This window comes from Streptomyces sp. NBC_01077 (genome assembly GCF_045162855.1).
Lineage (GTDB): Bacteria > Actinomycetota > Actinomycetes > Streptomycetales > Streptomycetaceae > Streptomyces.
Genome location: NZ_CP108669.1, coordinates 8,045,537 through 8,070,277, shown reverse-complemented (window position 1 = coordinate 8,070,277; position 24,741 = coordinate 8,045,537). Strand labels below are relative to the sequence as shown.

Annotated in this window: 18 protein-coding genes; 8 read left to right on the top strand and 10 right to left on the bottom strand. The window is 70.8% G+C overall.

The annotated features are described in order from the left end of the window. Window positions 1-107: 107 nt before the first annotated feature. Both OG462_RS36415 and OG462_RS36410 read right to left on the bottom strand, forming a co-directional pair. Entirely contained in the window at window positions 108-1,622 is a 1,515-nt protein-coding gene (locus OG462_RS36415) for an alpha-N-arabinofuranosidase (protein ID WP_406064464.1), read from the bottom strand. Between the two features lie 198 nt (window positions 1,623-1,820). Beyond that, window positions 1,821-4,733 (bottom strand): glycoside hydrolase family 48 protein, encoded by a 2,913-nt coding sequence (locus tag OG462_RS36410; RefSeq protein WP_406064462.1) that lies wholly within the window; start codon window positions 4,731-4,733, stop codon window positions 1,821-1,823. 273 nt (window positions 4,734-5,006) lie between these two features. Between OG462_RS36410 and OG462_RS36405 the strand changes: the two genes are divergently transcribed. Further along, a complete protein-coding gene (locus OG462_RS36405) occupies window positions 5,007-6,575 on the top strand; it encodes a cellulase family glycosylhydrolase (RefSeq protein ID WP_406064460.1) in 1,569 nt (522 codons plus the stop codon). 29 nt (window positions 6,576-6,604) lie between these two features. After that, complete coding sequence (locus OG462_RS36400; protein ID WP_406064458.1) at window positions 6,605-8,371, top strand: glycoside hydrolase family 6 protein; 1,767 nt, start codon at window positions 6,605-6,607, stop codon at window positions 8,369-8,371. 91 nt (window positions 8,372-8,462) lie between these two features. Here the strand turns inward: OG462_RS36400 and OG462_RS36395 are convergent, their stop codons facing one another. Next, the gene (locus tag OG462_RS36395; RefSeq protein ID WP_406064456.1) at window positions 8,463-9,494 is read right to left on the bottom strand and encodes a LacI family DNA-binding transcriptional regulator; all 1,032 of its coding nucleotides are present in this window, start codon (window positions 9,492-9,494) and stop codon (window positions 8,463-8,465) included. A gap of 369 nt (window positions 9,495-9,863) precedes the next feature. Here OG462_RS36395 and OG462_RS36390 point away from each other — a divergent pair, with 369 nt between their 5' ends. The 4 genes from OG462_RS36390 to OG462_RS36375 all read left to right on the top strand — a co-directional run bounded on the left by OG462_RS36390 (window position 9,864) and on the right by OG462_RS36375 (window position 14,759). Further along, entirely contained in the window at window positions 9,864-11,207 is a 1,344-nt protein-coding gene (locus OG462_RS36390) for an ABC transporter substrate-binding protein (RefSeq protein WP_406064454.1), read from the top strand. 90 nt (window positions 11,208-11,297) lie between these two features. Further along, on the top strand, window positions 11,298-12,299 hold the full coding sequence (locus OG462_RS36385; RefSeq protein WP_406064452.1) for a carbohydrate ABC transporter permease: 1,002 nt from the start codon (window positions 11,298-11,300) through the stop codon (window positions 12,297-12,299). Between the two features lie 3 nt (window positions 12,300-12,302). Continuing rightward, window positions 12,303-13,244, top strand: coding sequence for a carbohydrate ABC transporter permease (locus OG462_RS36380; protein WP_406064450.1), 942 nt, complete (start codon window positions 12,303-12,305; stop codon window positions 13,242-13,244). Window positions 13,245-13,316: 72 nt separating this feature from the next. Next, the gene (locus OG462_RS36375) at window positions 13,317-14,759 is read left to right on the top strand and encodes a GH1 family beta-glucosidase (RefSeq protein WP_406064448.1); all 1,443 of its coding nucleotides are present in this window, start codon (window positions 13,317-13,319) and stop codon (window positions 14,757-14,759) included. 60 nt (window positions 14,760-14,819) lie between these two features. Here the strand turns inward: OG462_RS36375 and OG462_RS36370 are convergent, their stop codons facing one another. Next, on the bottom strand, window positions 14,820-16,415 hold the full coding sequence (locus tag OG462_RS36370; RefSeq protein WP_406064446.1) for a hypothetical protein: 1,596 nt from the start codon (window positions 16,413-16,415) through the stop codon (window positions 14,820-14,822). Between the two features lie 330 nt (window positions 16,416-16,745). On the opposite strand from OG462_RS36370, the gene OG462_RS36365 reads away from it, so the two are divergent. After that, window positions 16,746-17,684: a glycerophosphodiester phosphodiesterase gene (locus tag OG462_RS36365; RefSeq protein ID WP_406064444.1), complete on the top strand. Its 939-nt coding sequence runs from the start codon at window positions 16,746-16,748 to the stop codon at window positions 17,682-17,684. A gap of 79 nt (window positions 17,685-17,763) precedes the next feature. On the opposite strand, the gene OG462_RS36360 is transcribed toward OG462_RS36365, so the two are convergent. Genes OG462_RS36360 through OG462_RS36350 form a run of 3 tightly spaced genes read right to left on the bottom strand, consistent with a single transcriptional unit; the run spans window position 17,764 to window position 20,098 of the window. Beyond that, window positions 17,764-18,843 (bottom strand): CU044_5270 family protein, encoded by a 1,080-nt coding sequence (locus OG462_RS36360; protein ID WP_406064442.1) that lies wholly within the window; start codon window positions 18,841-18,843, stop codon window positions 17,764-17,766. After that, window positions 18,840-19,535: an RNA polymerase sigma factor gene (locus tag OG462_RS36355; protein ID WP_406064440.1), complete on the bottom strand. Its 696-nt coding sequence runs from the start codon at window positions 19,533-19,535 to the stop codon at window positions 18,840-18,842. The genes OG462_RS36360 and OG462_RS36355 overlap by 4 nt, the downstream gene beginning before the upstream one ends. 8 nt (window positions 19,536-19,543) lie before the next feature. After that, window positions 19,544-20,098: an HD domain-containing protein gene (locus tag OG462_RS36350; protein ID WP_406064438.1), complete on the bottom strand. Its 555-nt coding sequence runs from the start codon at window positions 20,096-20,098 to the stop codon at window positions 19,544-19,546. Window positions 20,099-20,237: 139 nt separating this feature from the next. On the opposite strand from OG462_RS36350, the gene OG462_RS36345 reads away from it, so the two are divergent. Next, complete coding sequence (locus OG462_RS36345; RefSeq protein ID WP_406064436.1) at window positions 20,238-21,170, top strand: TIGR03564 family F420-dependent LLM class oxidoreductase; 933 nt, start codon at window positions 20,238-20,240, stop codon at window positions 21,168-21,170. Here OG462_RS36345 and OG462_RS36340 read toward each other — a convergent pair. The 3 genes from OG462_RS36340 to OG462_RS36330 form a co-directional block, all read right to left on the bottom strand. Continuing rightward, complete coding sequence (locus OG462_RS36340) at window positions 21,159-23,450, bottom strand: MMPL family transporter (protein ID WP_406064434.1); 2,292 nt, start codon at window positions 23,448-23,450, stop codon at window positions 21,159-21,161. The genes OG462_RS36345 and OG462_RS36340 overlap by 12 nt on opposite strands. Before the next feature lie 124 nt (window positions 23,451-23,574). Further along, window positions 23,575-24,279: a DUF2470 domain-containing protein gene (locus OG462_RS36335; RefSeq protein WP_406064432.1), complete on the bottom strand. Its 705-nt coding sequence runs from the start codon at window positions 24,277-24,279 to the stop codon at window positions 23,575-23,577. Between the two features lie 165 nt (window positions 24,280-24,444). Beyond that, window positions 24,445-24,720, bottom strand: a complete 276-nt coding sequence (locus OG462_RS36330; RefSeq protein WP_406064430.1) for a hypothetical protein — start codon at window positions 24,718-24,720, stop codon at window positions 24,445-24,447. Window positions 24,721-24,741 lie beyond the last annotated feature (21 nt).

Sequence of the window (24,741 nt, the reverse complement as noted above, 5' to 3'; positions counted from 1 at the left end):
AAAGTAGGTTCGCCCGCCAGCCACGTCAACGCTTCGGACAGGATCTTTCGAAGCGCTTCGAAGGGTAGGTCGGGACAAGCGGTCTGAAAGGATTCAACTTCAGGCCCTCACAGCAGCCTGATGACGTTCCACGACATCGGCTCCAGGACGGCCCGCAGCGTCCCGTCCACGAGCCTCGCACCCTCCACCGCGTGCGGCGTGACCCGCTCCGGATCAGCGAGGGTGTTGCACGCCTCCGGGTCCGCGTCCGCCAGCGCGGTGTGCTCGACCACCCGGCTCACTCCGAGACCGCGCAGGGCGACGTCGAGTGTCAGGGGCGTGTTCCGGCCACGGTTGACCGCGAAGACGGTGACCCCGCCGTCCTCGTCGCGTACGGCGGTGGCGTGCAGCAGCGGGACGTCCCCGTACCGCTCCGTGGGGTACGTCGGCGAGTCCACGCGCACATCGAGGACGGTCCCCCGGCCGTACCGGGAGGCCTGGGCGAAGGGGAAGAAGGTGGTCTGACGCCAGGCGGGGCCGCCCGGCTCGGTCATGATCGGGGCGATCACGTTGACGAGCTGGGCGAGACAGGCCACCGCGACCCGGTCGGCATGGCGCAGCAGGGCGATCAGGAGGGTGCCGAACACGACGGCGTCGGTGACGGTGTAGACGTCCTCCAGGAGACGCGGGGCCTCCTGCCAGTCCTCCACGGGATGCGGGTTGGGCCGGCGCTGGTACCAGACGTTCCACTCGTCGAAGGAGAGGGTGAGCCTCTTCGCCGACTTCAGCCGCGCGCCGACGTGGTCGCAGGTGGCGACGACCTCCTCGATGAAGGCTTCCATCTCGACTGCGGAGGCGAGGAAGGAGTCGCGGTCGCCGTCGGTCTCCTCGTAGTAGGCGTGCAGCGAGACGTGGTCGACGACCTCGTACGTCTCCGCGAGGACGACGGCCTCCCAGGCGGCGAAGGTCGGCAGGCCGCGCGCCGAACTGCCGCAGGCGACGAGTTCGAGGCCGGGGTCGATCTGGCGCAGGGCGCGCGCGGTCTGCGCGGCGAGCCGGCCGTACTCCTCGGCCGTCTTCTGCCCGGTCTGCCAGGTGCCGTCCATCTCGTTGCCCAGGCACCAGAGGCGGATGCCGAAGGGGTCCTTGTCCCCGTGGGCGATGCGGCGGTCGGAGAGCTCGGTGCCGCCGGGGTGGTTGGCGTACTCGACGAGGTCCATCGCCTCGGTGATGCCCCGGGTACCGAGGTTGAGCGCCATCATCGGCTCGGCCTGCGGACCGAGCTTCTTCAGAAAGGCGATGAACTCGCTCAGGCCGAAGCGGTTGGTCTCGGTGGACCGCCAGGCGACGTCGAGGCGGCGCGGGCGCGCCTCGGCCGGGCCGACGCCGTCCTCCCAGCGGTAGCCCGAGACGAAGTTGCCGCCGGGGTAGCGGATCGCGGTGACGCCCAGCTCGCGGACGAGTTCGAGGACGTCGGTGCGGAGCCCGCCCTCGTCGGCGGTGGGGTGGCCGGGCTCGTGGACGCCGGTGTAGACGCAGCGCCCGAGGTGCTCGACGAAGGAACCGAAGAGGCGCGGGTCGACGGGGCCGACGGTGAAGTCGGGGTCGAGGGTGAAGCGGGCGGCGGGTTCCGTGGTTGACATGCGCGTCCCTCTCGTTCGAAATATCGACCAGTGGCCGTATGTCCGAACGAGAACGTAGGAGCCGGAACTTCGCACGTCAATGGACCGCATCGGGCGGCGCCCCCGGCGGCGCGCGCGCACGCGTGAAGACCGGGCGGTCCCCTCTACGGGGTCCGCCCGGTCTCGTCGTACGCGGAGCCGCTCCGTGCGGGGCGGCTGCTATTCGAGCAGCTCCGCGTACGAGCCCATGGCCAGGGCGATGTCCGCCTGGGCCCAGAACCGGTGGTACGTGAAGACGGGCGCGGCGCCGCCCGCCAGATAGGCCTCGATCTTCGGCCAGGCCGGATCGTCCTGGTAGAAGGTGCGGATCGAGGCGAAGGTGGAGGAGGTGTTCACCGTGTCGCCGTTCGGCATGGCGCCGGTCCAGCCGCTCGGTACGTACACGGGGTCGTCGAAGCGGTTGTAGTCGGCGCGGGTCTCCTCGACGGCGACGCCCAGCGGGTCCTGGTGGTGGTCCCACATGCCGTCGAGCAGGGCCTTGGCGACGCGCTTGGCCTCGGCGTGGCCGGACTTGGCCGCGTAGTAGGTGAGGGTCTTGGCGTAGGCGGCGGCGACACCGACATCGTTCGTGTAGTCGGCGACGGTGACGTGCAGTCCGGCGTTGGCGCCGGGGTTCGCCGCGTTCCAGGTGTCGGGCGCCCCGGACCACTGGAGGGTGGAGGGGATGCGGTAGGTGCCGTCCGGGTTGATCGTGGTCTTGGACAGCGCCCACGAGACCCACTTGTCGAGGACGGTCTTCGCCCCGGCGTCACCGGTCTGCTGGTAGTACTCGGCGACGCGCTCCATGGACCAGGCCTGGAAGCCGAACCACTGGTTGGACGCCGGGTCGTGATAGACGGGCTTCTCGTCGTAGAAGAGGCCGTGGAAGGTGGGCGTGCCGGCCGGCGGGGTGGCGTAGCGGCCCTGCCAGCTGTTGGTGGCGCCGCCCGCGATGGCGCCCTCGTCGGACTGGAGCCAGCGGTAGAACTCCAGCTGCCGGTCGAGGCTGGTCGCCCAGTCCGCCGCGCCCGTCGTCGACTTGGGCTTGAGCGGGGCGTACTCGCTGAGCGCGTAGGCGGCGAGCGGGTTCTGGTAGCCGCCGTGCGCGTGGCTGGAGCCGATGCGCCAGGACCAGCCGGCGGAGGTGTCGGTGGCGCCGCCCCAGGCGTAGTACCAGGACATCAGGTAGTGCGCGCTGTCCTTGCCGGTGCCGGCGGGGCAGGCGGTGGGGCCGACACAGTTCCCGGCCTTCTTGAAGTACTTGTCGAACATGGCGTACCGCAGGTAGTCGCCCATCTTCGCGGCCTTGCCGACGGTGGCGGACACCTGGGTGCCCTTGCCCTGCTGCTTGGCCCAGAGGTCGGCCCAGTAGGCGGCCTGGACGGCGCGGGCGTCGGCGTCGGGGGCGTTGGTGAACTTCCACTGCTTGGCGTAGGAGGCGTCCCCGGTGAAGAGGTCGAGGTAGCCGTTCCTGCCGCCGTAGGTGAAGTTGTCGCAGGTGGGGTGGGTGACGGTCTCCCAGACGGACTCCTGCGGGCCGCGCTGGAAGGTGTTGATGTAGGAGGGGCCGGTCGCCGTCGGTCCGGCGGAGCACTTCCCGGGCTCGTTGCCGTAGCCGTAGACGTTGTCGACGTCCTGGATCCAGTGCATGCCGTAGATGTCGTCGGTGCCGTACGCGCTCTTGAGTTCGGCGGCGATCGGGTCGGAGCCCGAGGTCACTCCGGAGTCGAGCCGCGCCGGGTACTGGGACGGCAGGTCCCACTCGGGGGCGTACGTGGCCGGCTTGGAGGCGTTGTACGAGGAGGTGGTGGGCGTGTCGGCGTGGGTGGGGATCATGAATTTCTCCATGGTCTCCCAGGCGCCGTTGAACTTGGTCCAGTCGCCGGTGATCTTGCCGTACATGGCCTGGAGCCAGATGAGGTAGCTGTACGCCTCCGAGGTCGTCTCGTGCCCGTGGTCGGGGGCCTCGACGATCAGCGTCTCGACGGAGTGGTACGGGATCCCCTCGGGCGAGAAGTAGCCGTTGGCCGGGTTGGTGATCTTCCCGTGGAGGTCGAGGAAACGGGCGTCGTACGTGGAGTTCGCGGCCAGCTGGGCGACGGTGACCTCGGCCTCGGCGTGGCCGGGGGCGGTCGCGGTGAAGACGGCGGAGCCGGTACCGGTGGCCGCGGCGGCGACGGTCACCTTCTGGGCGGTGTTCCAGTTCGCCGGGGTGAAGGTGAGCGCGGCCGGGGTCGCGGTGAGGTTGGTGTTGCCGGAGGTACGGGCGACGCCCACCGTGACGTTGGTGGTGGGGGCGGTGGAGAGCTTCAGGTCGAACGTGCCGGTGGCGCCCTGGCGTACGCCGAGCTGGCTCGGGGCGGCGACGAGCGCGGGGCCGGCGGCGACGGTGATGCCGACGGGCGCGGACTCGGCGGAGGCGCCGAGACTGTCGTACGCCTTGGCGTAGAGGGAGTGGGAACCGGTCGCCAGGCCGGCCGCGCCGAAGGTGAAGGGCGCGGTGGTGTCGGTGCCGAGGAGCGTGGTGTCGCTGTAGAACTCCACCTTGCTCACGGTGGCGCTGTCGGCCGCGGCGGCGGTGGCGGCGAGCGGCACCGCGTCGCCCTGGCTGTATACGGCCCCGGCGGCCGGGCTGGTCAGGACCGCGACCGGGGGCTGATGGGCGCCTGTGCACGGGGTGCCGTTGACCGCGAAGGAGCTGGGGGCGGCATTGGCACCGCTGTAGGTGAACTGGGCGCCGGTGGTGGCCGCGGCCCCGGCGGCGAGGGTGCCGTTCCAGGAGGCGTTGGTCACGGTGACGTTCTTGCCGGACTGGGACCAGACACCGCTCCAGCCGTTGGTGAGCTTCTGATCACCGGCGTAGGCGTAGGTGAGGGTCCAGCCGTTGAGCGCGGTGGCGGCCCGGTTGGTGAGGGTGAGTTCGGCGGTGAAGCCCGAACCCCAGTCGTTGGTCTTGTAGTCGACGCTGCACTGCACGTCGGCGGCCTGGGCCGTGGTGGCACCGACGGCCGTGAGACCCAGCGGGAGGGACAGTGCCGCGGCCAGCGCGGTCAGCTGCCGGCGTGGTCGCGTTCTTGGTCGGAGGCGTGGCATGCGGGTGGTTCTCCTCGCGGCTCGGGAGGTCGGGGGAGCGAAGAGCGAAACGTGCATGGAGACAAGCTCTGAACCAGTGGGAGCGCTCCCACTGTGCAGTTGGGACGCATCGGCGTCAAGGTGCGTGAAGAGTCGAAGGCAATTGGCGGGGGAATTTACCCAACACCTCTTTTCCTTGGCGTCAGTTGCCGCTACGGTCTGCCCGACCAGTGGGAGCGAATCCGTCCGGTCGGCACACCGTCAGGGGTGTGCCCTCGCTGCGAGGACTCGCTCATGCGACATCCCCCACGTCTGTCCGCGCTGCTCTCCGGAGTGGCGCTCACGATGGCGAGCACCGCGTTCGCCCTCATGGGTACGGCCTCAGGAGCCGCGGCCGCACCCGCTTGCACGGTGGAGTACTCGGTCGTCGGCCAGTGGGCCGGCGGCTACCAGGGTGCCGTCACCGTCACCAACAACAGTGCCGCGCTGAATGGTTGGAGCCTCGGCTTCGCCTTCCCGGCCGGCCAGGTCGTCAGTCAGGGCTGGGGCGGCAAGTGGTCCCAGTCCGGGACCGGCGTCACGGTCGTGAACGAGAGCTGGAACGCCGCGCTCGGCACGGGCGCGAAGATCTCGGGCGGCTTCATCGCCTCCTGGTCGGGTGCCGACACGGCGCCGGCCGCGTTCACGCTCAACGGCACGCCGTGCGACTCGGGCACCACCCCGACGCCGACTCCCACCGCTCCGACGACCCCGCCCACCACACCGCCGACCACCCCACCCACGACGCCCCCGACCACGCCACCCACTACACCGCCCACTACTCCCCCGACGACGCCGACCCCGGTCTCCGGCGCGCCCGAACTCAGCGTGTCCGGCAACAAGTTCACCGACCAGAACGGCGCCACCCGACGCCTTCTCGGCGTCAACCGCTCCGGCGGCGAGTTCATGTGCGTCCAGGGCTACGGCATCTGGGACGGTCCCGTCGACGACGCCTCCGTCAAGGCCATCGCCGACTGGAAGGCCAACACGGTCCGGATCCCCCTCAACGAGGAGTGCTGGCTCGGCCTGGACGACATCAAGCCCGAATACCGGGGCACCAACTACATCAACGCCGTGAAGGACCTGGTCACCAAGGTCATCGCGCACGGCATGACCCCGGTGGTCGAACTCCACTGGACGTACGGCCAGTACACGGGCAACTCCGCGGGCTGCGCCGACGTCCACGCCACCTGCCAGAAGCCGATGCCCGACGCCCAGTACACGCCGGCGTTCTGGACCTCGGTGGCGAACACCTTCAAGAACGACAAGCGGGTCGTCTTCGACCTGTTCAACGAGCCCTACCCGGACCGGGCGACGTCCACCGCGGCCCAGGCCTGGTCCTGCTGGCGCGACGGCGGCGCCTGCCCCGGCATCGGTTACGAGGTCGCCGGCATGCAGGACCTGCTGGACGCGGTCCGCGCCACGGGATCGAAGAACCTCGTTCTCGTCCCGGGCATCGCGTACTCCAACGACCTCAGCCAGTGGCTCGCGTACGCCCCCACCGACCCGGCGGACAATCTGGCCGCCGCCTGGCACGTCTACAACTTCAACACCTGCGCCGACGAGACGTGCTGGAACAACACCCTCGCCCCGGTAGCCGCCGAGGTTCCTCTCCTCGCGGGCGAGATCGGCGAGAACACCTGCGGACACGCGTTCATCGACCGCGTCATGAAGTGGTTCGACGACCGCGGCCTCTCGTACCTGGGCTGGACCTGGAACACCTGGAACTGCAACTCCGGTCCCGCACTGATCAGTTCGTACGACGGCACTCCCACCGCATTCGGCATCGGGCTGCGCGACCACCTGCGCGCCCTCACCCCCTGAGCGATCCCCTGAAAGGAATCCCCACCCGCATGAGCCGCACCAGAAGCACCAGCCGCACCGCCCTCCTGGCGGCCCTCGGCCTCATCACGGCCACCGGCGCCACCGCCACCGTCCTCGGCACCGCCACCGCAGGTGCCGCCGCCCCCGGCTGCAAGGTCGACTACCAGATCACCAACCAGTGGAGCACCGGCTTCGGCACCAACGTGACCGTCACCAACACCGGTGACCCGGTGGCCACCTGGACCCTCGAGTGGACCTACGCCGGCAACCAGCAGGTCACGCAGGGCTGGAACGCCACCATCACCCAGTCCGGCGCCGCCGTCACCGCGAAGAACGTCTCCTACAACGGGACCCTGGCCACGGGCGGTTCGACCTCCTTCGGCTTCAACGGCTCGTACAGCGGCACCAACGCCGTGCCCGCGACCTTCAAGCTCAACGGGGTCGTCTGCAACGGCGCCACGGAGCCGACGACACCCCCGACCACGCCGCCCACCACTCCCCCGACCACCCCGCCGACGACGCCTCCGACCACTCCGCCGGCCGGCACCAAGGCCGACAACCCGTATGCCGGCGCCAAGGTGTACGTGAACCCCGAGTGGTCCGCGAAGGCGGCGGCCGAGCCGGGCGGCACCAAGATCTCCAACCAGCCCACCGGCGTCTGGCTGGACCGGATCGCCGCCGTCAACGGATCCGCCACCTCCATGGGCCTGCGCGCCCACCTCGACGAGGCCCTGAAGCAGAAGGGCACCGGCGAACTCGTCGTCCAGCTGGTCGTCTACAACCTGCCGGGTCGCGACTGTGCCGCCCTCGCCTCGAACGGTGAGCTCGGCCCGACCGAGATCGGCCGCTACAAGACCGAGTACATCGACCCGATCGCCGCGATCCTCGCCGACTCGAAGTACGCGGGCCTGCGGATCGTCACCACGGTCGAGATCGACTCGCTGCCCAACCTGGTCACCAATGTCTCCGGACGCCCGACCGCCACGGCCAACTGCGACGTCATGAAGGCCAACGGCAACTACATCACCGGCGTCGGCTACGCGCTGAAGAAGCTGGGCGCGATCGGCAACGTCTACAACTACGTGGACGCCGGCCACCACGGCTGGCTGGGCTGGGACGACAACTTCGGCGCCTCCGCCGAGCTGTTCAAGCAGGCCGCCACGGCCGAGGGCTCCACGGTCGCCAACGTCCACGGCTTCATCGTCAACACCGCCAACTACAGCGCCCTGAAGGAGGACCACTTCACCATCAACGACAGCGTGAACGGCGTCTCCGTGCGCCAGTCGAAGTGGGTCGACTGGAACCGGTACACCGACGAGCTGTCGTACGCCCAGGCGATGCGCACCAAGCTGGTCTCGCTCGGCTTCGACAGCAACCTCGGCATGCTGATCGACACCTCCCGCAACGGCTGGGGCGGCACCGCCCGGCCCACCGCCGCGGGCCCGACGACCACCGTCGACACGTACGTCAACGGCGGCAAGTACGACCGTCGCATCCACCTCGGCAACTGGTGCAACCAGTCCGGCGCGGGTCTCGGCGAGCGGCCCCAGGCGGCGCCCGCCGCGGGCATCGACGCGTACGTCTGGGTGAAGCCCCCGGGCGAGTCCGACGGCGCCAGCAAGGAGATCCCGAACAACGAGGGCAAGGGCTTCGACCGGATGTGCGACCCGACGTACACGGGCAACGCCCGTAACGGGAACAGCATGTCGGGCTCGCTGCCGGACGCCCCGCTCTCGGGCCAGTGGTTCTCGGCCCAGTTCCAGGAGCTCATGAAGAACGCCTACCCGGCGCTGTAACACCCCGCCCAGGCCCCGCGGCCGGCCGGACCTCCGGGTCCCGGCCGGCCGCGGGAGTCTTCACACGCACCGTCCGGACCCACGCGCGGGCTCAGCACGACTCCCGCACGATCAGCTCCGTCGGCAGCACACGCCGGCGGGGCTCCTCCGGTGTCGCTGCGATCTCCTGGATCTCCTGGATCAGCATCCGGGCCATCGTGCGGCCCATCTCCTCGATGGGCTGCCGCACGCTCGTCAGCGGCGGGTCCATCAGCCGCGCCACCGGCGAGTCGTCGACCCCGACGAGCGCCACGTCCTCGGGCACCCGACGGCCCGCCTCCCGCAGCGCGGCGCGCGCCCCGGCCGCCATGACGTCGGAAGCGGCGAAGACGGCGTCCAGGTCCGGGCTGCGGTCGAGCAGCAGCCGCATGGCCCGCCGGCCGCCCTCCTCGGTGAAGTCGCCCGCCGAGACCAGCGCCTCGTCGGGCCCGAGTCCTGCCTCGGCGAGGCCGGCACGGTAGCCGCCCAGCCGGGCGCGTGCCACGTACATGTCGAGCGGCCCGGTGACGGTCGCGATCCTGCTCCGCCCGCGCCCCACGAGGTGGGCGACGGCCGCCCGTCCGGCCCCGATGTTGTCGGAGTCGACGTACGGCACGGGTTCGGCCTCCGAGCGGCGGCCGTTCATGACGACCGGGAGGCCTAGTTCCCTGATCCGGTCGGGCAGGGGATCGTCGCCGTGGACGGAGGCGAGCAGGACGCCGTCGACGCGCTGGGCGGCGAGGTACTGCTCGAAGCGCTGCCGCTCCTGCTCGCTGCGGACCAGGGTGAGCAGCAACTGCTTGTCGGCCTCGGCGAGTTCGGCGCTGACTCCGCGGATGAGATCGAGGAAGTACGGCTCCGCGAAGAGCCGGGCCTCGACCTCGGGGATGACGAGCGCGATCGCGTCCGTACGGCTGCCGGCGAGCGCGCGGGCGGCCTGGTTGGGTACGTAGCCGAGTTCGGAGACGGCTCTGGCGACGGCCGTTCTGGTCTGCTCACTCACCCGGGGGGAGCCGTTGATCACCCGGGAGACCGTGCCCCGGCCGACCCCGGCCCTGGCCGCGACCTCTTCCAGGGTGGGTCTGCCGCTCTGCCGTCCACTCACAACTCCCGAACTCCCCTCGTAGGACAACGCGCTGCTCACCACGGCACTACCGGGAACAGAAGCAGCGATGGGAGCGCTCCCACAGTAGTCCAAGCCGACACCCCACGCCACGAGGGTGCGTTCAGGAGATGACGCGACCACCCCCGCCCAGGCCCGGGAAACCCCCGGAAAACCTTCCGGTAACGAATCCGCGTTCATGTCTTGACACCCGCACCCGTCAGGCAGCAACCTTCCGGCAACGACGTGGGAGCGCTCCCATCCGGGATGCGCACAGCCTTGCATCAGGTCCTGGCAGGCGCCGCCGAGCCGCGATCAGCCGGCCGGACCTCTTGGCGCACAACGAGCACCACCTTGGACGAGGAGAGTGGAATGCGCACTTCCAGCAGCAGACGCGGCCGCCGTGCGGCGATCGCGGCGGTCGCCGCCGTCGTGACCGGCACGACCCTGCTCACCGGTTGCGGCAGCGACGACGACAACGGCGGCAAGGGCGGCCAGGGCGCCGAGAAGATCACGCTGCGGATCGGGACCTTCGGTTCCTTCGGCTACGACAACAAGACCGGCGCGAAGCTCTACGCCGAGTACGAGCGGCTCCACCCGAACATCAAGATCGAGGAATCGAACGTCTCCGACGGCCAGAAGTACTGGGACACGCTGAAGCTGCGCCTCGCCCAGAACAGCGGCGTCGCCGACATCCAGGCCGTCGAGGTCGGCTACATCGCCGAGGCGACCGGCACGGCGATGGCGAACAAGTGGGTCGACCTGAGCAAGGAGGGCGGCGCGAAGATCGACGCCTTCCTCGACTGGAAGGTCAAGCAGGCGACGACCGGCGACGGCAAGGTCATCGCCCTCGGCACCGACATCGGCCCCATGGCCATCTGCTACAACAAGGACCTCTTCGCCAAGGCCAAGCTGCCCACCGACCGCGACGCCGTCGGCAAGCTGTGGGACGGCGACTGGGCCAAGTTCCTCGCGACCGGCGAGAAGTACAAGGCGGCCGCGCCCGCCGGCACCGCCTTCCACGACTCGGCGAGCGGTCTCTTCAACGCCGTCGTCTCCAGCGACCCGGTGCAGTACGCCGACACGAGCGGCGCACTCGACTGGGAGAACAGCCCCGGTGTGAAGAAGGCCTGGGACACCGCCGTCACGGCCGCCCAGGGCGGACTCACCGCCAAGCTCCGCCAGTTCGACGAGAAGGGCACCTGGAACGCGGCCTTCAAGAACGGCAAGTTCGCCACCGTCGCCTGCCCCAGCTGGATGACCGGCATCATCAAGGACCAGGCGGGCCCGGCCAACCAGGGCAAGTGGGACATCGCCGCTCCGCCGGTCGCCGGCAACTGGGGCGGGTCCTTCCTCGCCGTGCCCAAGGCCGGCAAGCACACCAAGGAGGCCGCGGAGCTGGCCGCCTGGCTGACCGCCCCTGAGCAGCACGCCAAGGTGTTCGCGGTCAACGGCAACATCCCCTCGTCCAAGGACACGCTGGCCTCCTCGGCCGTCCAGGAGGCGAAACTGCCGTACTTCGGTGAGACCCCCGTCGGCAAGATCTTCTCCAGCGCGGCGGCCGGGATCACCCCCGCCGTCATCAGCCGCTACGACGGCCAGGTGAAGACCTTCCTCACCGACAACGGCATCCTCGACATCGAGCAGCGCGGCACCGACCCGGCCAAGGCCTGGGAGAACGTCAAGAAGCTGGTCGACGACAAGATCGACCAGTAGCGGGGACGCCTGCCGGTCCGCCGCCGTCCGCGGGCGGCGGACCGGCACCGTCCGCACCACCGCACGCATCGACCCTGGAAGGACGCCCCCGTGGCCACCTCCGTTCGGGCGAGGCCGGACGGCTCCCCGCCGCCCGCCGCACCGCCCTCCTCCCCCGGCCCCCGCGGCCGCCGCTCCCCCGGCGGCCTGCGCAGCACGCTCTACCGCTGGGACCTCAAGGCGATCCCGTACGTCTTCGTCGCCCCCTTCTTCCTCACCTTCGCCGCCTTCGGTCTCTTCCCGCTGATCTACACCGGCTGGCTCTCGCTCAACCGGGTCGAACTCGGCGGGGACCCGACGTGGAAGGGCCTGGAGAACTACACCGACCTCGCGACCAGCGAGTTCTTCTGGAACGCGCTCCTCAACACCTTCACCATCGGCGTCATCTCGACCGTTCCCCAGCTGCTCATCGCCCTGGGCCTGGCGCATCTGCTCAACTACAAGCTCCGCGGCCGGGGCTTCTTCCGGGTCGCGATCCTCGCCCCGTACGCCACCTCGATCGCGGCGGCGACCCTGGTCTTCGCCCAGCTGTTCAACACCGACTACGGCATGATCAACGGCGTCCTCGGCTGGTTCGGCTTCGACCCGGTGAACTGGGAGTCGTCCAAGTGGCCGGCGCAGATCGCGATCTCGGTGATCGTCACCTGGCGCTGGACCGGCTACAACGCGCTGATCTACCTGGCCGCGATGCAGGCCGTGCCGCAGGACCTGTACGAGGCGGCCTCGCTCGACGGGGCCTCGCGCTGGCGCCAGTTCGTCAGCGTCACGATCCCGTCCATCCGGCCGACCATCCTCTTCACCATCATCGTGTCCACGATCGGCGCCACCCAGCTGTTCGGCGAGCCGATGCTCTTCGGCGGCAGCGTCGGGATCAGTGGCGGCAGCGGCAACCAGTTCCAGACGCTGAGCCTGCTCATGTACGAGAAGGGCTGGGTGACCGGCGCGCTGGGCCAGGCTTCGGCCATCGCGTGGGTCATGCTGCTGCTCCTGCTGCTCGTCGGCGGCGTCCAGGCGCTCGTCTCCCGCCACAACCGCAAGAAGCTGGGGGGCTGACCCATGGCCCGCACACTCGACACGACACCGGCCGGGACGCCCTCGACGGCCTCACCGGCAGACCGGCCCCCGGGCGTGCCGAAGGCCCGCCCGGGAAACCGCTTCCGGCAGACCGCCGGCCGCCAGCACCATGCCGGACCGCTCACCTACGCGCTGCTCGTCGTGGCCGCGTTCGTCTCGCTCTTCCCGCTGTACTGGAACGTGGTCGCCGCCTCGCACTCCGGCGAGCGGGTCGTGGAGGCCCCGGCGCCGCTGCTGCCCGGCAAGCGCCTCCTGGACAACCTCAGCTTCGCCTGGAACCAGGTCGACATGGGCGGGGCGCTGATCAACACCACGATCGTGGCGAGCCTGGTGGCCCTGTCCACCGTGCTGTTCTCCACGCTCGCCGGATTCGCCTTCGCCAAGCTGCCGTTCCGGGGCCGGGGCATGCTGCTCTCCCTGGTGGTCGCCACGATGACGATCCCTCCGCAGCTCAGCGTCATCCCGCTGTACCAGATCATCACCGACCTCGGCTGGTTCGACCAGCTCCAGTCGGTCGTGCTGCCGTCGCTCGTCGCCGCCTTCGGCGTGTTCTTCATGCGCCAGTTCCTGGTGGAGGCACTGCCGATGGAGCTGGTGGAGGCGGCCCGGATGGACGGTGCGCACAGCCTCCGCATCATCTGGCACGTGGTCTTCCCGGTGGCCAGGCCCGCCATGGCCGTGCTCGGGATGCTGGTCTTCGTCCAGGCGTGGAACGACTTCTTCTGGCCCTTCATCGCCCTCACCCCGGACGGCAACCCCACCCTTCAGGTGGCACTCGCCGGACTCGGCGCGGGCAACCACACCGTGGACCACGCCGTCGTGCTGACCGGCGCGCTCATTTCCACCGTGCCGCTCCTCCTGGTCTTCGCCTTCCTGGGCAAGCACATCGTGGGCGGCATCACGGCCGGCGCCGTCAAGAGCTGACGGCCCGCCCCTTCTCCGTACCGCACGGAACCGAACGTACCGACCCCGTACCCGCGTTGGGAGCGCTCTCCTATGACCGCGTCCGAAACCCGGCCGCTCACCGCCACCCGCTCGTTCCCGTCCGACTTCCTCTGGGGCGCGGCCACCGCCGCGTACCAGATCGAGGGAGCGGCGGCCGAGGACGGCCGTACCCCGTCCATCTGGGACACCTTCTCGCACACCCCCGGCAAGGTCTTCGAGGGCCACACCGGCGACGTGGCCGTGGACCACTACCACCGGTTCCGCGAGGACGTGGCGATCATGTCCGAACTCGGCCTGAACGCCTACCGGTTCTCCGTCTCCTGGTCCCGGGTGCAGCCCACCGGGCGGGGGCCGGCCGTCCAGAAGGGGCTGGACTTCTACCGGGCGCTCGTCGACGAGCTGCTCGCCGCCGGGATCGAGCCGGCGCTCACCCTCTACCACTGGGACCTGCCGCAGGAGTTGGAGGACGCGGGCGGCTGGCCGGAGCGGGCGACCGCCGAGCGGTTCGCCGAGTACGCGGGGATCGTCGCCGATGCCCTCGGCGACCGGGTGACCCGCTGGACCACCCTCAACGAGCCCTGGTGCAGCGCCTTTCTGGGGTACGGCTCCGGGGTGCATGCGCCGGGCCGTACCGACCCGGTGGCCTCGCTGCGTGCCGCCCACCACCTCAACCTCGGACACGGGCTCGCGGTGCAGGCGCTGCGGTCCTCGCTGCCCGCCGACCGGCAGATCGCCGTCTCGCTCAATCTGCACGAGGTGCGGCCGCTGACCGGGTCCGCCGAGGACCGGGACGCGGCCCGCCGGATCGACGCCGTCGGCAACCGGATCTGGCTGGGTCCGATGCTGGAGGGCGCCTACCCCGAGGACCTGATCCGCGACACGGCGCGGCTGACCGACTGGTCCTTCGTCAAGGACGGCGACACCGCGACGGCCGGGCAGCCGCTGGACCTGCTCGCGATCAACTACTACACGCCGACGGTCGTTTCGCAGGTGCCGGAAGGGGCGGAGAAGCCGCAGGACGACGGTCACGGGAACAGCGAGCACTCGCCGTGGCCCGGCGCGGACGCGGTCGCCTTCCACCGGGCGCCGGGCGAGCGGACGGCGATGGGCTGGCCGGTCGACGCGAGCGCCCTGTACGACCTGCTGACCCGGGTGTCGGATGCGTACCCCCGACTCCCGCTGGTCATCAGCGAGAACGGGGCGGCGTACGAGGACGTGGTGTCCCCGGACGGCTCGGTGCACGACCCGGAGCGCGCCGCGTACGTGCACGCGCATCTGGAGGCGGTGCACCGGGCCCTCACGGACGGGGTGGACGTCCGCGGTTACTTCCTCTGGTCGCTGCTCGACAACTTCGAGTGGGCGTACGGCTACGCGAAGCGCTTCGGCGCGGTGCGGGTGGACTACGACACCCTGGAGCGGACTCCGAAGTCCAGCGCCCGCTGGTACGCGCGGGTGGCCCGGTCGGGTGAACTCCAGGCGCCCGACGGCGGCTGATCCGCGTTCATGAGGGGAGGGCCGTGCCGGGCCACCGGCGCGGCCCTCCCCTCTCTCCGGCTACGGCCGGCCGTCGAGCCAGCTCAGCTTGTGCCCGTAGAGCACCCGCTGGCAGTAGTCCGTCCCCTCCGGATCGCCCGCGCCGGGGGTCGCCCCGCAGTCCTTGGCCTGCCCCGGGCGGTGCTCGGAGAGGGACCACAGCCGGCCCGTGCCGCGCTCGACATAGAGGTCCTCGGCGCCGCGGGCGGTCTTGACGGCCTGGCCGTTCTGGACCAGCTCGCCGCCGCTCCACTTGTAGCGCCAGAGGTTGCCCGGCTCGTCGGTGCCCTTCGACTCGTTCACGAACAGCGTGCCGTTGTACGACGCCGCGCCCTGCGCGCCGCCGTTGGCCATCGGCAGGTAGTTCGCCCAGCCTTCCGCGGCGACGTCGGCGGAGCGTCCCTCCAGGGCCGCGACCGGGTAGGAGGCGATGCGGCCGGTGGACGGGTAGCCGCTCTCCGGACGGCAGTACTCGCCCATGATCAGACGGTCAGGGACGGTGCTGCGGTCGAGCGAGATGTAGGAGGCCTTCGGGGCGCCGGTGGAGACACAGGCGTAGGAACCCTGGGGGTTGTCCTGCGTCGCCTTGAACTTCCAGGCGGCCACCTGGGGCATCACGTAGCGGTAGCCGAAGCTGTACCAGACGTTGTCGTGCCGGCCGACCTTCGTCTTGTCCTCGACGTCGGAGGTGGTCTTCACCCCGTCCGTGTCGGCCCCCATCGCGTCGTGCGTGCTGGGGTCGCCGTCCGGGTCCATGTCCATGATGGTGCGCATGTCGAAGACGCGCAGGCCGTTGCGGGTGTCCGCGACGTAGAGGTAGTTGCCGTACCAGACGATCCCGCCGGCGTGCACGCCCTTCTGGATCGGGTACTCGGCCGCGTGCAGCCCGTCGAAGGAGACGTGGTCGGCCGAGTTCACATAGGTCCAGCCCAGGAGAACGTGCCGGTACTTGACCTCGGGGCTGCCGGTGGCCGGGTTGGTCCGGGTCTGTACGAAGGTGATGCGGACGCCCTTCTGGTTGCAGGCGTCGTTCGCCTCCAGCTCGTCCGTGGTGCAGTCGCCGGCCGTCGGGAGCGGGTCGTTCTCCCGGCCCGGGTCCCAGCCGTCGTAGGAGGCGAACAGCTGGATGTTCCCGGCGTCGCCCCACAGCTCGTCGATCTTGGCGTCGGAGACGCCGGTCATGCCCTGGGGGACCCATTCCTGCGAGACGGAGTCGTCGTCCTGCAGGCAGTACTTGATGTCGGGGTCCGGGCCCGTGCCGAACGGGTCCCGGGAGCACCACGGCTGTGCGGTGCGGTTGGCCCCGGCCAGCAGGTTCTGGACGCCCGACTTGGGCAGCACCGAGTCCAGGCGGGTGACGCGCGTGGTGGTCTCGGCGTTCAGCGCGCCGGGCGACATCGTGAAGTCACCCGGCGAGGCAGCGCCACCGGGCGCGGTCCAGGCGCGGGTCGTGAACGGCGAAGCGGTCCCCTCGGTCGTCAGGGGCTCCTGGATCCAGCTCTGCGGAACGTCCGGCGGAACGTCCTCCGCCTGGGCCGGCGCCGCGAGGCCGGTGAACGCGAGCGAGGCCGCGGCGGCGGCCGTGAGCCAAGCGCGACGTATGCGCCTTGAGGGCATGTGAGGTTGTCTCCGTTGCTCAGGTGAGTAAGTCGAACGGAGGGTTCCAGAACGCTTGAGCGAAACGCAAACATGTTCGCGTCGCCGACAACAGCGCTTTCCCGGGGCGCAGTTGGGGAGGATGGGGGCATACCGGAGCCACTACGGCGGCCGGCGGCCCATCCGGTGAGGAAGGGGTGAAGGTTGCCACGAGGTCCGGTGAGGACACCGGAGAAAGTTCTCCGGAATCGCTCCATGCCGGGGCCGCACGACGTGCTGTTGCCCACATGTCACGTGTCGTGCGGTGTGTGGTCCCGGCGTCGCCACCCGATCTGCCTAAGCTCCACATTCATGAACGTTGTTGCACCGCTTCCCCCACGGCCGCGGCACCCCTGGCGCTTCGGCCTCGGAGCGGTGGCGCTCGCCGCCGCCCTGGTGCTGGTCACCCCGCCTTCCCTGTCCGCCGAGCCGGCCGGCTCGACGCCGCACCCCAAGACGACCCGGCGCGCGGCTCCGGGTGCGCCCGTCGCGAGCCCCTGGCTGCGTCGGGCCGGGGCTCCGGTCACCGTCATCGCCCATCGGGGCGCTTCCTCCGCCGCCCCCGAGAACACCCTGATCTCCGACGAGGTGGCCCGGCGGGGCGGGGCCGTCTGGATCGAGAACGACGTCCAGCCCAGCAAGGACGGCGTGCCGTACATCCTTCACGACCCGAACGTCGACCGGACGACCGACGGCACCGGGCCGATCCGGAACCTGACCTCCGCCGAGCTGGACGCGCTGGACGCCGGTTCCTGGTTCGCCCCCGCGTACGCGGGCACCCAGGTGCCCACGCTCGCCGCCCAGCTGACCGACCTGCGCGAGCGCGGCGGGAAGCTCCTCCTGGAGGTGAAGGGCCCTCACACCTACGCCCAGGTACGCCGGATCGTCGAGGTGGTACGCGCCGAGGGCATGACCGAGCGGGTCTTCGTCCAGAGCTTCGACCTGCCTTCCCTGCGGTACGTCCACGAGCTGGCCCCCGAGCTGCCGCTCGGCCTGCTGCGCGACACCCTGGACGCCGACCCCGTCGCCCTCGCCCGGGACCTGCACCTCGCGGCGTACAACCCCTCGGACCGGGCCCTCTCCACCCGCCCGGGCCTTGTCCGCGACCTGCACGCGGCGGGCGTCACCGTGAACGTCTGGACGGTCGACACCCCGGCCCGCTGGAAGGCCCTGGACGCGCTCGGCGTGGACGGGATCATCACCAACCGCCCGACGGAGCTGGGCGGTTGGTCGTCCGGCCGGACCAGCTGAGCCCTGCCGAGTCGCCCGAGGGGCACGGATCGGGCACACCCCGATCCGTGCCCCTCGGGCATGTTCCCGGGCTGTGGCCCTACGGCGTGACCTTGATGTCGTCGACGAAGGCCCGGACCATGATCGCGTGGGTGAAGACGACGGTCCCGGGCTTGATCAGGCCGCCTTCGCCGGCGTTCCCCTTCACCTGGACCGTGCGCTCGCCCAGGAAGGTGAGGGTCTTGCTGTCGAAGATCCACTCGGTGCGCTGTCCGCTGGTCTCGTCGAGCCGCGCGACGGCGACGCCCTTGCGGCCGGCGGCGTCGGTGGCACTGTCCACCATGACGACGCCGGGGATCTTCGCGGCGGCCCGATAGAGCGCCGCCGTCAGCTTCGGGGACGGCCAGCTCTCGACGAGCAGGTCGCCGATGGTGGTGAAAGCCTGCTGGTCCTTGCCGTTGCCCTGCCCCTCGGTCTCCTTGTAGATCTTCCGCAGGAGCGCGTCGGGGTCCGTGGGAAGACTCGCGAGGTAGTCGTGAGAGGGCGCGCCGAGGTGCGGTACCGGCACGTTGCCGGTCTCGTCGGAGCCTCCCAGGGTGATGCCCTCGGGGCCGGTGTTGCCGGGTTCGATCAGCCAGCCCCTGAGGCCGTCGGGGGACCGCCAGGACTGCCGGGTGTGCAGGGGCTCGCCGACGAGGGTGCTCTCGCCGTCGACGGTCCTCACGTGTGTGTTCGCGGATCGCGTCTCGATGTAGACGTACTGGCCGGCACGGCTCTGCGGGGCGTCCGCCTCGGCGGCGGCGAGCGAGATCCGGTCGAGGAGCCGGGGCGCGCCCTGGGCGTCGACGGTGCCGATGCTGGTGGTGAGGGCGGGGCCGGTGGCGCGGTCGTCGGGGCCCTGGGAGCCGCCCGGGGTGAGGACGAGAACGCCGACGGCGAGCGCTCCGGCGAGTGCGGTGGCGGCCGGCAGGAGGATGGCCTTCCGCAGGAAGGGGTTGCGCGCGCGCCCGGCGGAGGCGCGCGTCTCGGCGGCGGCGTGGCGGTCGTCGTGGATCTGGCTCATCAGGCGCTCCTTGTGGAACTGGTGGCGGCCCCGAGGAAGGTCGTGCTCCTCGATCGCGGGGAGGCCTCCGGTCTCGTGCCGGTTCGCCGTACGGGTCTTGTTCGGGTCGGGGTTCATCGGATTCCTTCCTGCGCGGGCCGGACCGCGTTCACGCGATCACCTGTTGTCTGTCGGGTGCGGGAGGCGGGTTCCCGTTTTTCCCGGCCGGGTTCTCGTTCTCCCCGGCCGGGTTCTCGACTTTCCCGGCCGGGTTCTCGTCTTTCCCGGGCGAGTTCTTCCTCTGCGCCGATGCGGAGCTTGGTGCGGGCCCGGGAGAGCCGGGAGCGGACGGTGCCGACGGGAACGTGCAGGGCCTGGGCGGCCTCGGTGTAGGCGAGGCCCTCCCAGAGGCAGAGCACGAGGACTTCGCGTTCGGTGCGGCGGAGGGTGCCGAGCGCACGCAGGGTGGCGGCGATACGGCGCCGGTCGTCGATCCGGCCCGCGACCTCGGAGGCGTGGTCGGGTACCGAGGCCTCCGCCGGGCCGGCGGCGGCGTACGCGGCGGCGGCCGCCCGGTAACGGCGGTTGCCGCGGCAGTGGTTGCGGGAGACGTTGGTGGCGACCCCGAGCAGCCAGGGCCGGAGCGAACCCCCGTCCGGGTCCACCTTCTGCCGGAGCCGCCAGGCCTCCAGGAAGGTCGCCGCCATCACGTCCTCGGCGACCGACCAGTCGCCGGTCAGCCGGAAGGCGTGGTTGTAGACGCTCCGGGCGTAGGTGTCGAAGAGTTCGGCGAAGGCCGAGGGGTCTCCGTCCCGGATGCGTGCGCGCATGTCGATGTTCACGTCTCTCGTCTGTCCGGCCCCCGGAGCGGGTTCCCGTGACCTGCGTCACGGCGGGAGCCCAGTTCTTGCAGGAGTTCGGGGTTGACGATGCGCAGGATGGTCGCGACGTGCTCGGGATCGGCCGCCGCCCACAGCGTCTCCCGAGCCGCGCGGTATTTGGCGGCGAACCGTTCCCGCTGGTCGGGCGGCAGGGCTGCGGCCCGGTCCGAGCGGCTGTTGTGGGCGTTGTCGGCGATCTTCACGAGGGTGGCGTCGGGGTCCGCCGTGATGCGGCGGATCTTCTCCTCGTACGCCGTGCCGGGCGTGTTGGTCACGGCCTCGACGACGGAGACGACGCGGTCCGGGACCCCTGCGGCGCGGAGCTGTTCCGCCGTCCAGGGGGTGTCCTCGATGACGTCGTGGAGCAGCCCGGCCATGGCCAGGTGCGGGCCGAGCGGTTCCAGGCCGGCGGCGACGGCACGGACGTGCTCGACGTACGGGACACCGGTCTTGTCGGTCTGTCCGGCGTGCGCGCGGTCGGCGAGCGCGTCCACCTCGGTGAGAGTCGTCATCGCCCCATCATCGCGGGGCGGCGTGGTCGGCCCCGCTCCTCCCCCGGCGGATGCCCCGCCCGCTCCCCCGCCTCCGTTGCCACACACTCTTCACACACGGGCGGGAATCCCGCTCACGGACGGGCCGGTTGCCGGGTACATGACTCTCGGAGTAACGCTCGGCTCGACCGCCGTCCAGCGCACGATCGACAGCACGGTGCAGCTCGCGCGGGAGGCGCGCGACGCAGGCCTCCACTCGGCCTGGTTCGGCCAGACCTTCGCGTACGACTCACCCTCCCTGGCCGCGATCGTCGGCCGCGAGGTGCCCGGCCTCCAGGTCGGCACCTCCGCGATCCCGATCTTCGGCCGCCATCCGCTGCTCGTCTCCAGCCAGGCGCAGACCGCCCAGGCCGCCACCGGCGGCCGCTACCACCTCGGGCTCGCCCTCGGCACCCAGCACCTGACCGAGACCGGTTTCGGCATCCCGTACCAGCGGCCCATCGGTCTGCTCAGGGAGTTCCTGACGGCGCTTCGCCCGCTGCTCGAAACGGGGAGCGCCGACTTCCACGGCGAACTCCTCACGGCGACGACGCCGTACTCGGCGGCGGTGCCGGGCGCCCAGCCTCCGGTGCCGCTCCTGGTCGCCGCGATGGGGCCGCAGGCGCTGCGCGTCAGTGGTGAACTGGCCGACGGAATCCTGCCGTTCCTGGCGGGACCGCGGGCACTCGCCGAGCACATCGTCCCGGCCGTCACCGCCGCCGCCACGGCGGCCGGCCGGCCCGCGCCCCGGATCGTGGCCCTCGTGCCGGGCGTGGTCACCTCGAACGCCGAGGCCGACGCGGTACGGGAGAGCGCCGCCGAGGCGCTCGCGCTGTACGAGCGGATTCCCTCCTACCAGCGCGCCATCGAACGCTCCGGCGCCACCCGGGCGGCCGAACTCGCCGTGATCGGCGACGAGGAGACCGTCGCCGCGGAGGTACGGCGCTACCACGAGGCGGGGGCGACGGAGGTGGTCTTCACCGCGACGGAACTGAACGGCGAGGCCGGCCGTGGCCGCACCTGGAAACTGCTCGGCGAACTGTCACGCAGCTGAGCCCGGGCCGCTCTTCGCCGTGCCCACGGCCGGTTCCGGCTCTCCCTCGCCCTCGGTGTCCAGGTGCGGGAGCAGCCGGTCCAGCCAGCGCGGGGTCCACCAGGCGTGCTTGCCGAGGAGGGTCATCACCGCGGGCACGAGCAGCAGGCGCACCACGGTGGCGTCGATGAGGACGCTGGCCGCGAGGCCGAGGCCGAGCATCTTGACGACGATGTTGTCCGAGACGATGAAGGCCGCGAAGACGCTCACCATGATCAGTGCGGCGCAGGTGATCACCCGGGCGGTGATTTCGAGGGCGTGGGCCACGCTGGCCTTCGGATCTCCGGTGCGCAGCCATGCCTCGCGGACGCGGGACAGCAGGAAGATCTCGTAGTCCATGCTCAGGCCGAAGACGATGGCGAACATCATCATGGGCACATAGCTCTCGATGGGCACCTTGCCGGAGACTCCGAGCGCGGGCCCGCCCCAGCCCCATTGGAAGACGGCCACGACCACGCCGTACGAGGCGGCGATGGAGAGCACGTTGAGGACGGCGGCCTTCACCGCGACGAGCAGGCCCCGGAAGACGATGAGGATGACGAGGAAGGCGAGCCCCACCACCACGGCGATGATCAGCGGGAGCCGGCTGGAGACGATGTCGAGGAAGTCCACCTGGGCGGCCGTGGTGCCGGTGACGTAGGTCTGCGCCTCAGTGCCGGCCACGGCCTGCGGCAGCACGTCGTCGACGAGGTGGTCGGTCAGCTGGGTGGTCTTCTCGTCCTGCGGAGAGGCCACCGAGTAGGCGGTGCCGACCAGCACGTCCCCGTCGGAGGTGGCCTGGAGCGGGGTGATGGAGGCCGCGTCCGGGACTCCGGTCAGCGCCTGCTTGAGCTTGTCGGCGAGGTCCGCCCGGTCGGCCGCGGGCACGGCCGACTGGTCGACGACGACGGTCAGCGGCCCGTTCGCGCCGGGCCCGAAGGCCGTGGAGATGAGGTCGTACGCCCGCCGGTCCGTGAACGACTTGGGGTCGGCGCCGTCGCCGATGTGGCCGAGCTGGATGAAGAGCAGCGGGAACGCCAGGACGAGCAGCACCAGGACTCCGCCGGTCAGGAACCACCAGGGGCGCCTCTCCACCCGCTGCGCGTAGCGGTGCCAGGTGCCGTGCGCGGGCGCTCCGGGCTCCGCGTCGGTCTCCGCCACCGGCTTGCGGACGTGGTACCGGTCGATGCGCTTGCCGACGAGTCCGAGCATGGCCGGGACCAGGGTGAGCGCGGCGATGACGGCGGTGACGACCGTGAAGGCGGCCGCCAGGCCCAGTTTGCCGATGAAGCTGACGCCGGAGACCCACAGGCCGGAGAGGGCGATGATGACCGTGCAGCCGGAGACCAGCACGGCGCGGCCGCTGGTGGTGGTCGCGAGGCCGGCCGAGTCGGCGGGATCGTGCCCGTTCATGAGGTTCTGGCGGTGCCGGGTGATGAGGAACAGCGCGTAGTCGATGCCGACGCCCAGGCCGATCATGGTGGCCAGGGTGGGCGAGACCGTGCCGAAGGTGAAGGCGGCCGCCATCAGGCCGAGCAGTGCGAGGCCGCAGATCGCCCCGAGGAGCGCCGTGATCAGGGGCAGGACGGCGGCGATGATGCTGCCGAAGCCGATGAGGAGGACCACGATCGCCACGGCGAAGCCGATGGCCTCGCTGGTGCGGTCGTCGGCCTCGGGCCGGGCCAGTTCGCCGAGCGTTCCGCCGTACTCGACGGTGACCCCGGCGTCACGGAGCGGCTGCACGGCGGTGTCGACGCCGGTCAGGTAGTCGGTGCCGAGGGTGGAGGGCGGCACGCTGAATCGGACGGTGATGTACGCGGTCTTGCCGTCCGTGGACAGCGGGCCCGTGTTGGGCACCCCGGCGGGCAGCGCCGGCGGGGTGGTGCCCGGCGGCGGCAGCGGGTTCTGGGCGCCGAGGACGTCCGGCAGCTTCTCCAGGGCGGCGACGGTCGAGTTGACGGCGGACGCCTCGTCCGTGAGGGGCCCGGAGGGCCTGTTCAGGACGATCTGGGCGCCGTAGCCACCGGCTGCGGGATCGTGCTCCTTGAGGACGTCGAGACCTTCCGCCGACTGCACACCCGGGAGGTCGAAGTCGTCGGAGTACTGTCCTCCGACGGCCCGGTCGGTGATCTGGAGTCCCACCATCGCCGCCAGCCACAGGGCGATGACGACGATGAAGTGACGGGCGCACCAGTGCCCCAGTCGGTACAGGGCACCCTTGGGCGGTGTCGGCCGGCCTGCGGCCGGGCTTCCTGCGTTCATGGCAAGGCCGTGTCCGGTTGGGAAGTCCCCGAGCGGTCCCGCCCCGACGATGCGCGGGCTACCCCGTCCATTCTTCGCCTGCTGCGGCCCCCCGGCATCTCGGCCGGGGCACGCGGGCGTTCGCTCAGGTCAGCAGGTGGTTGGGGTGGGAGAAGCGGCGGGCGGCGGAGAGGAGGGCGTGGATCCGGGAACCGGCCTGGTCGATGTCGGTGACGGGCGTGGGGAACGGCAGCCGGACGTCCTGGTGGCCGGTGGGGTGTTCGAGGCGCAGGGTGATGCCGTACCGGTCCAGGGCGACGGGGAGGGCGCGGACCATGTCCCGTTCGGGACGCGGCCGGACCAGGCGCAGCAGGAGGGGGACGAGCTCGCTGTGGCTGTCGACGAGGTGGGTCAGCATGGACGCCTCGCAGGAGGCCATCGGGTCGATGTCGGTCGCGTGGAGTTCCTCCAGGGCGATGAAGTTCCGGCCCTCGGCGTCCTCGAGGAGTGCCTGGCCGAACTCCATGCAGATGCTCGTGGTCGCCCCGGGCTCGTAGGGGGCGGCGAGGAGCCCCGTCAAGGTGACACGTGCCCGCAGCCGCTCGCGTACGGGGGTGGGGGCGATGTCGGTGAACTCCAGGCGCACGGGAGTGCGCGCGGAGTGCCCGGCGCGGCTGTCCTCGGACGGGTCGTGGAGGTGGATGTGTCCCATGGGCCCGGTCCCGTCCAGGAGGTGCACCTCCTGGTGGGCTCCGTCGGACACGACCGTCATCGAGTGGGCGGCGGCGAGGATCGAGCGCACGCGCTCGGCGGAGGTGGGCCGTGTGACGCGGGTACTGAAGGGACGCATCCGAGTTCTCCCGGGACAGGTGACGGAGACACTGTTACTTAGGTAAGCCTAAGCTAACTCACATCCCGCATGCACGGAAGGGTGCGGCACGCCGCACGGACACCAAGAACCGCCCCTCCCGGGACTCCTCACACCACATCAGGGAATGCCATCGAACCGGTCGAATCAGGGCGTGTCGCCCGACCAGTCGAAGTGACCCGCGTCGCCGGGACGCGGGTCGTACAGCGAGCGCCCACCCGCCCCGTACCGGCCGAGCTCCGTCTCCAGGGCCACGCCGGCCGCCCTCTGCTCCGGCGTCCGGTCGGTGACGTCGAACAACAGGCCGTCCAGCGGGCCGCCGACCAGCTCGGCGTAGACACGGCCGGGCCGCGGGCCCGGGCGGGGGTCGTCGTGGTCCTGGCCGTAGACCCGGCCTCTCAGCAGCTCCTCGTCCCTGTCCATACGACTCAGCGTCCCAGGCAC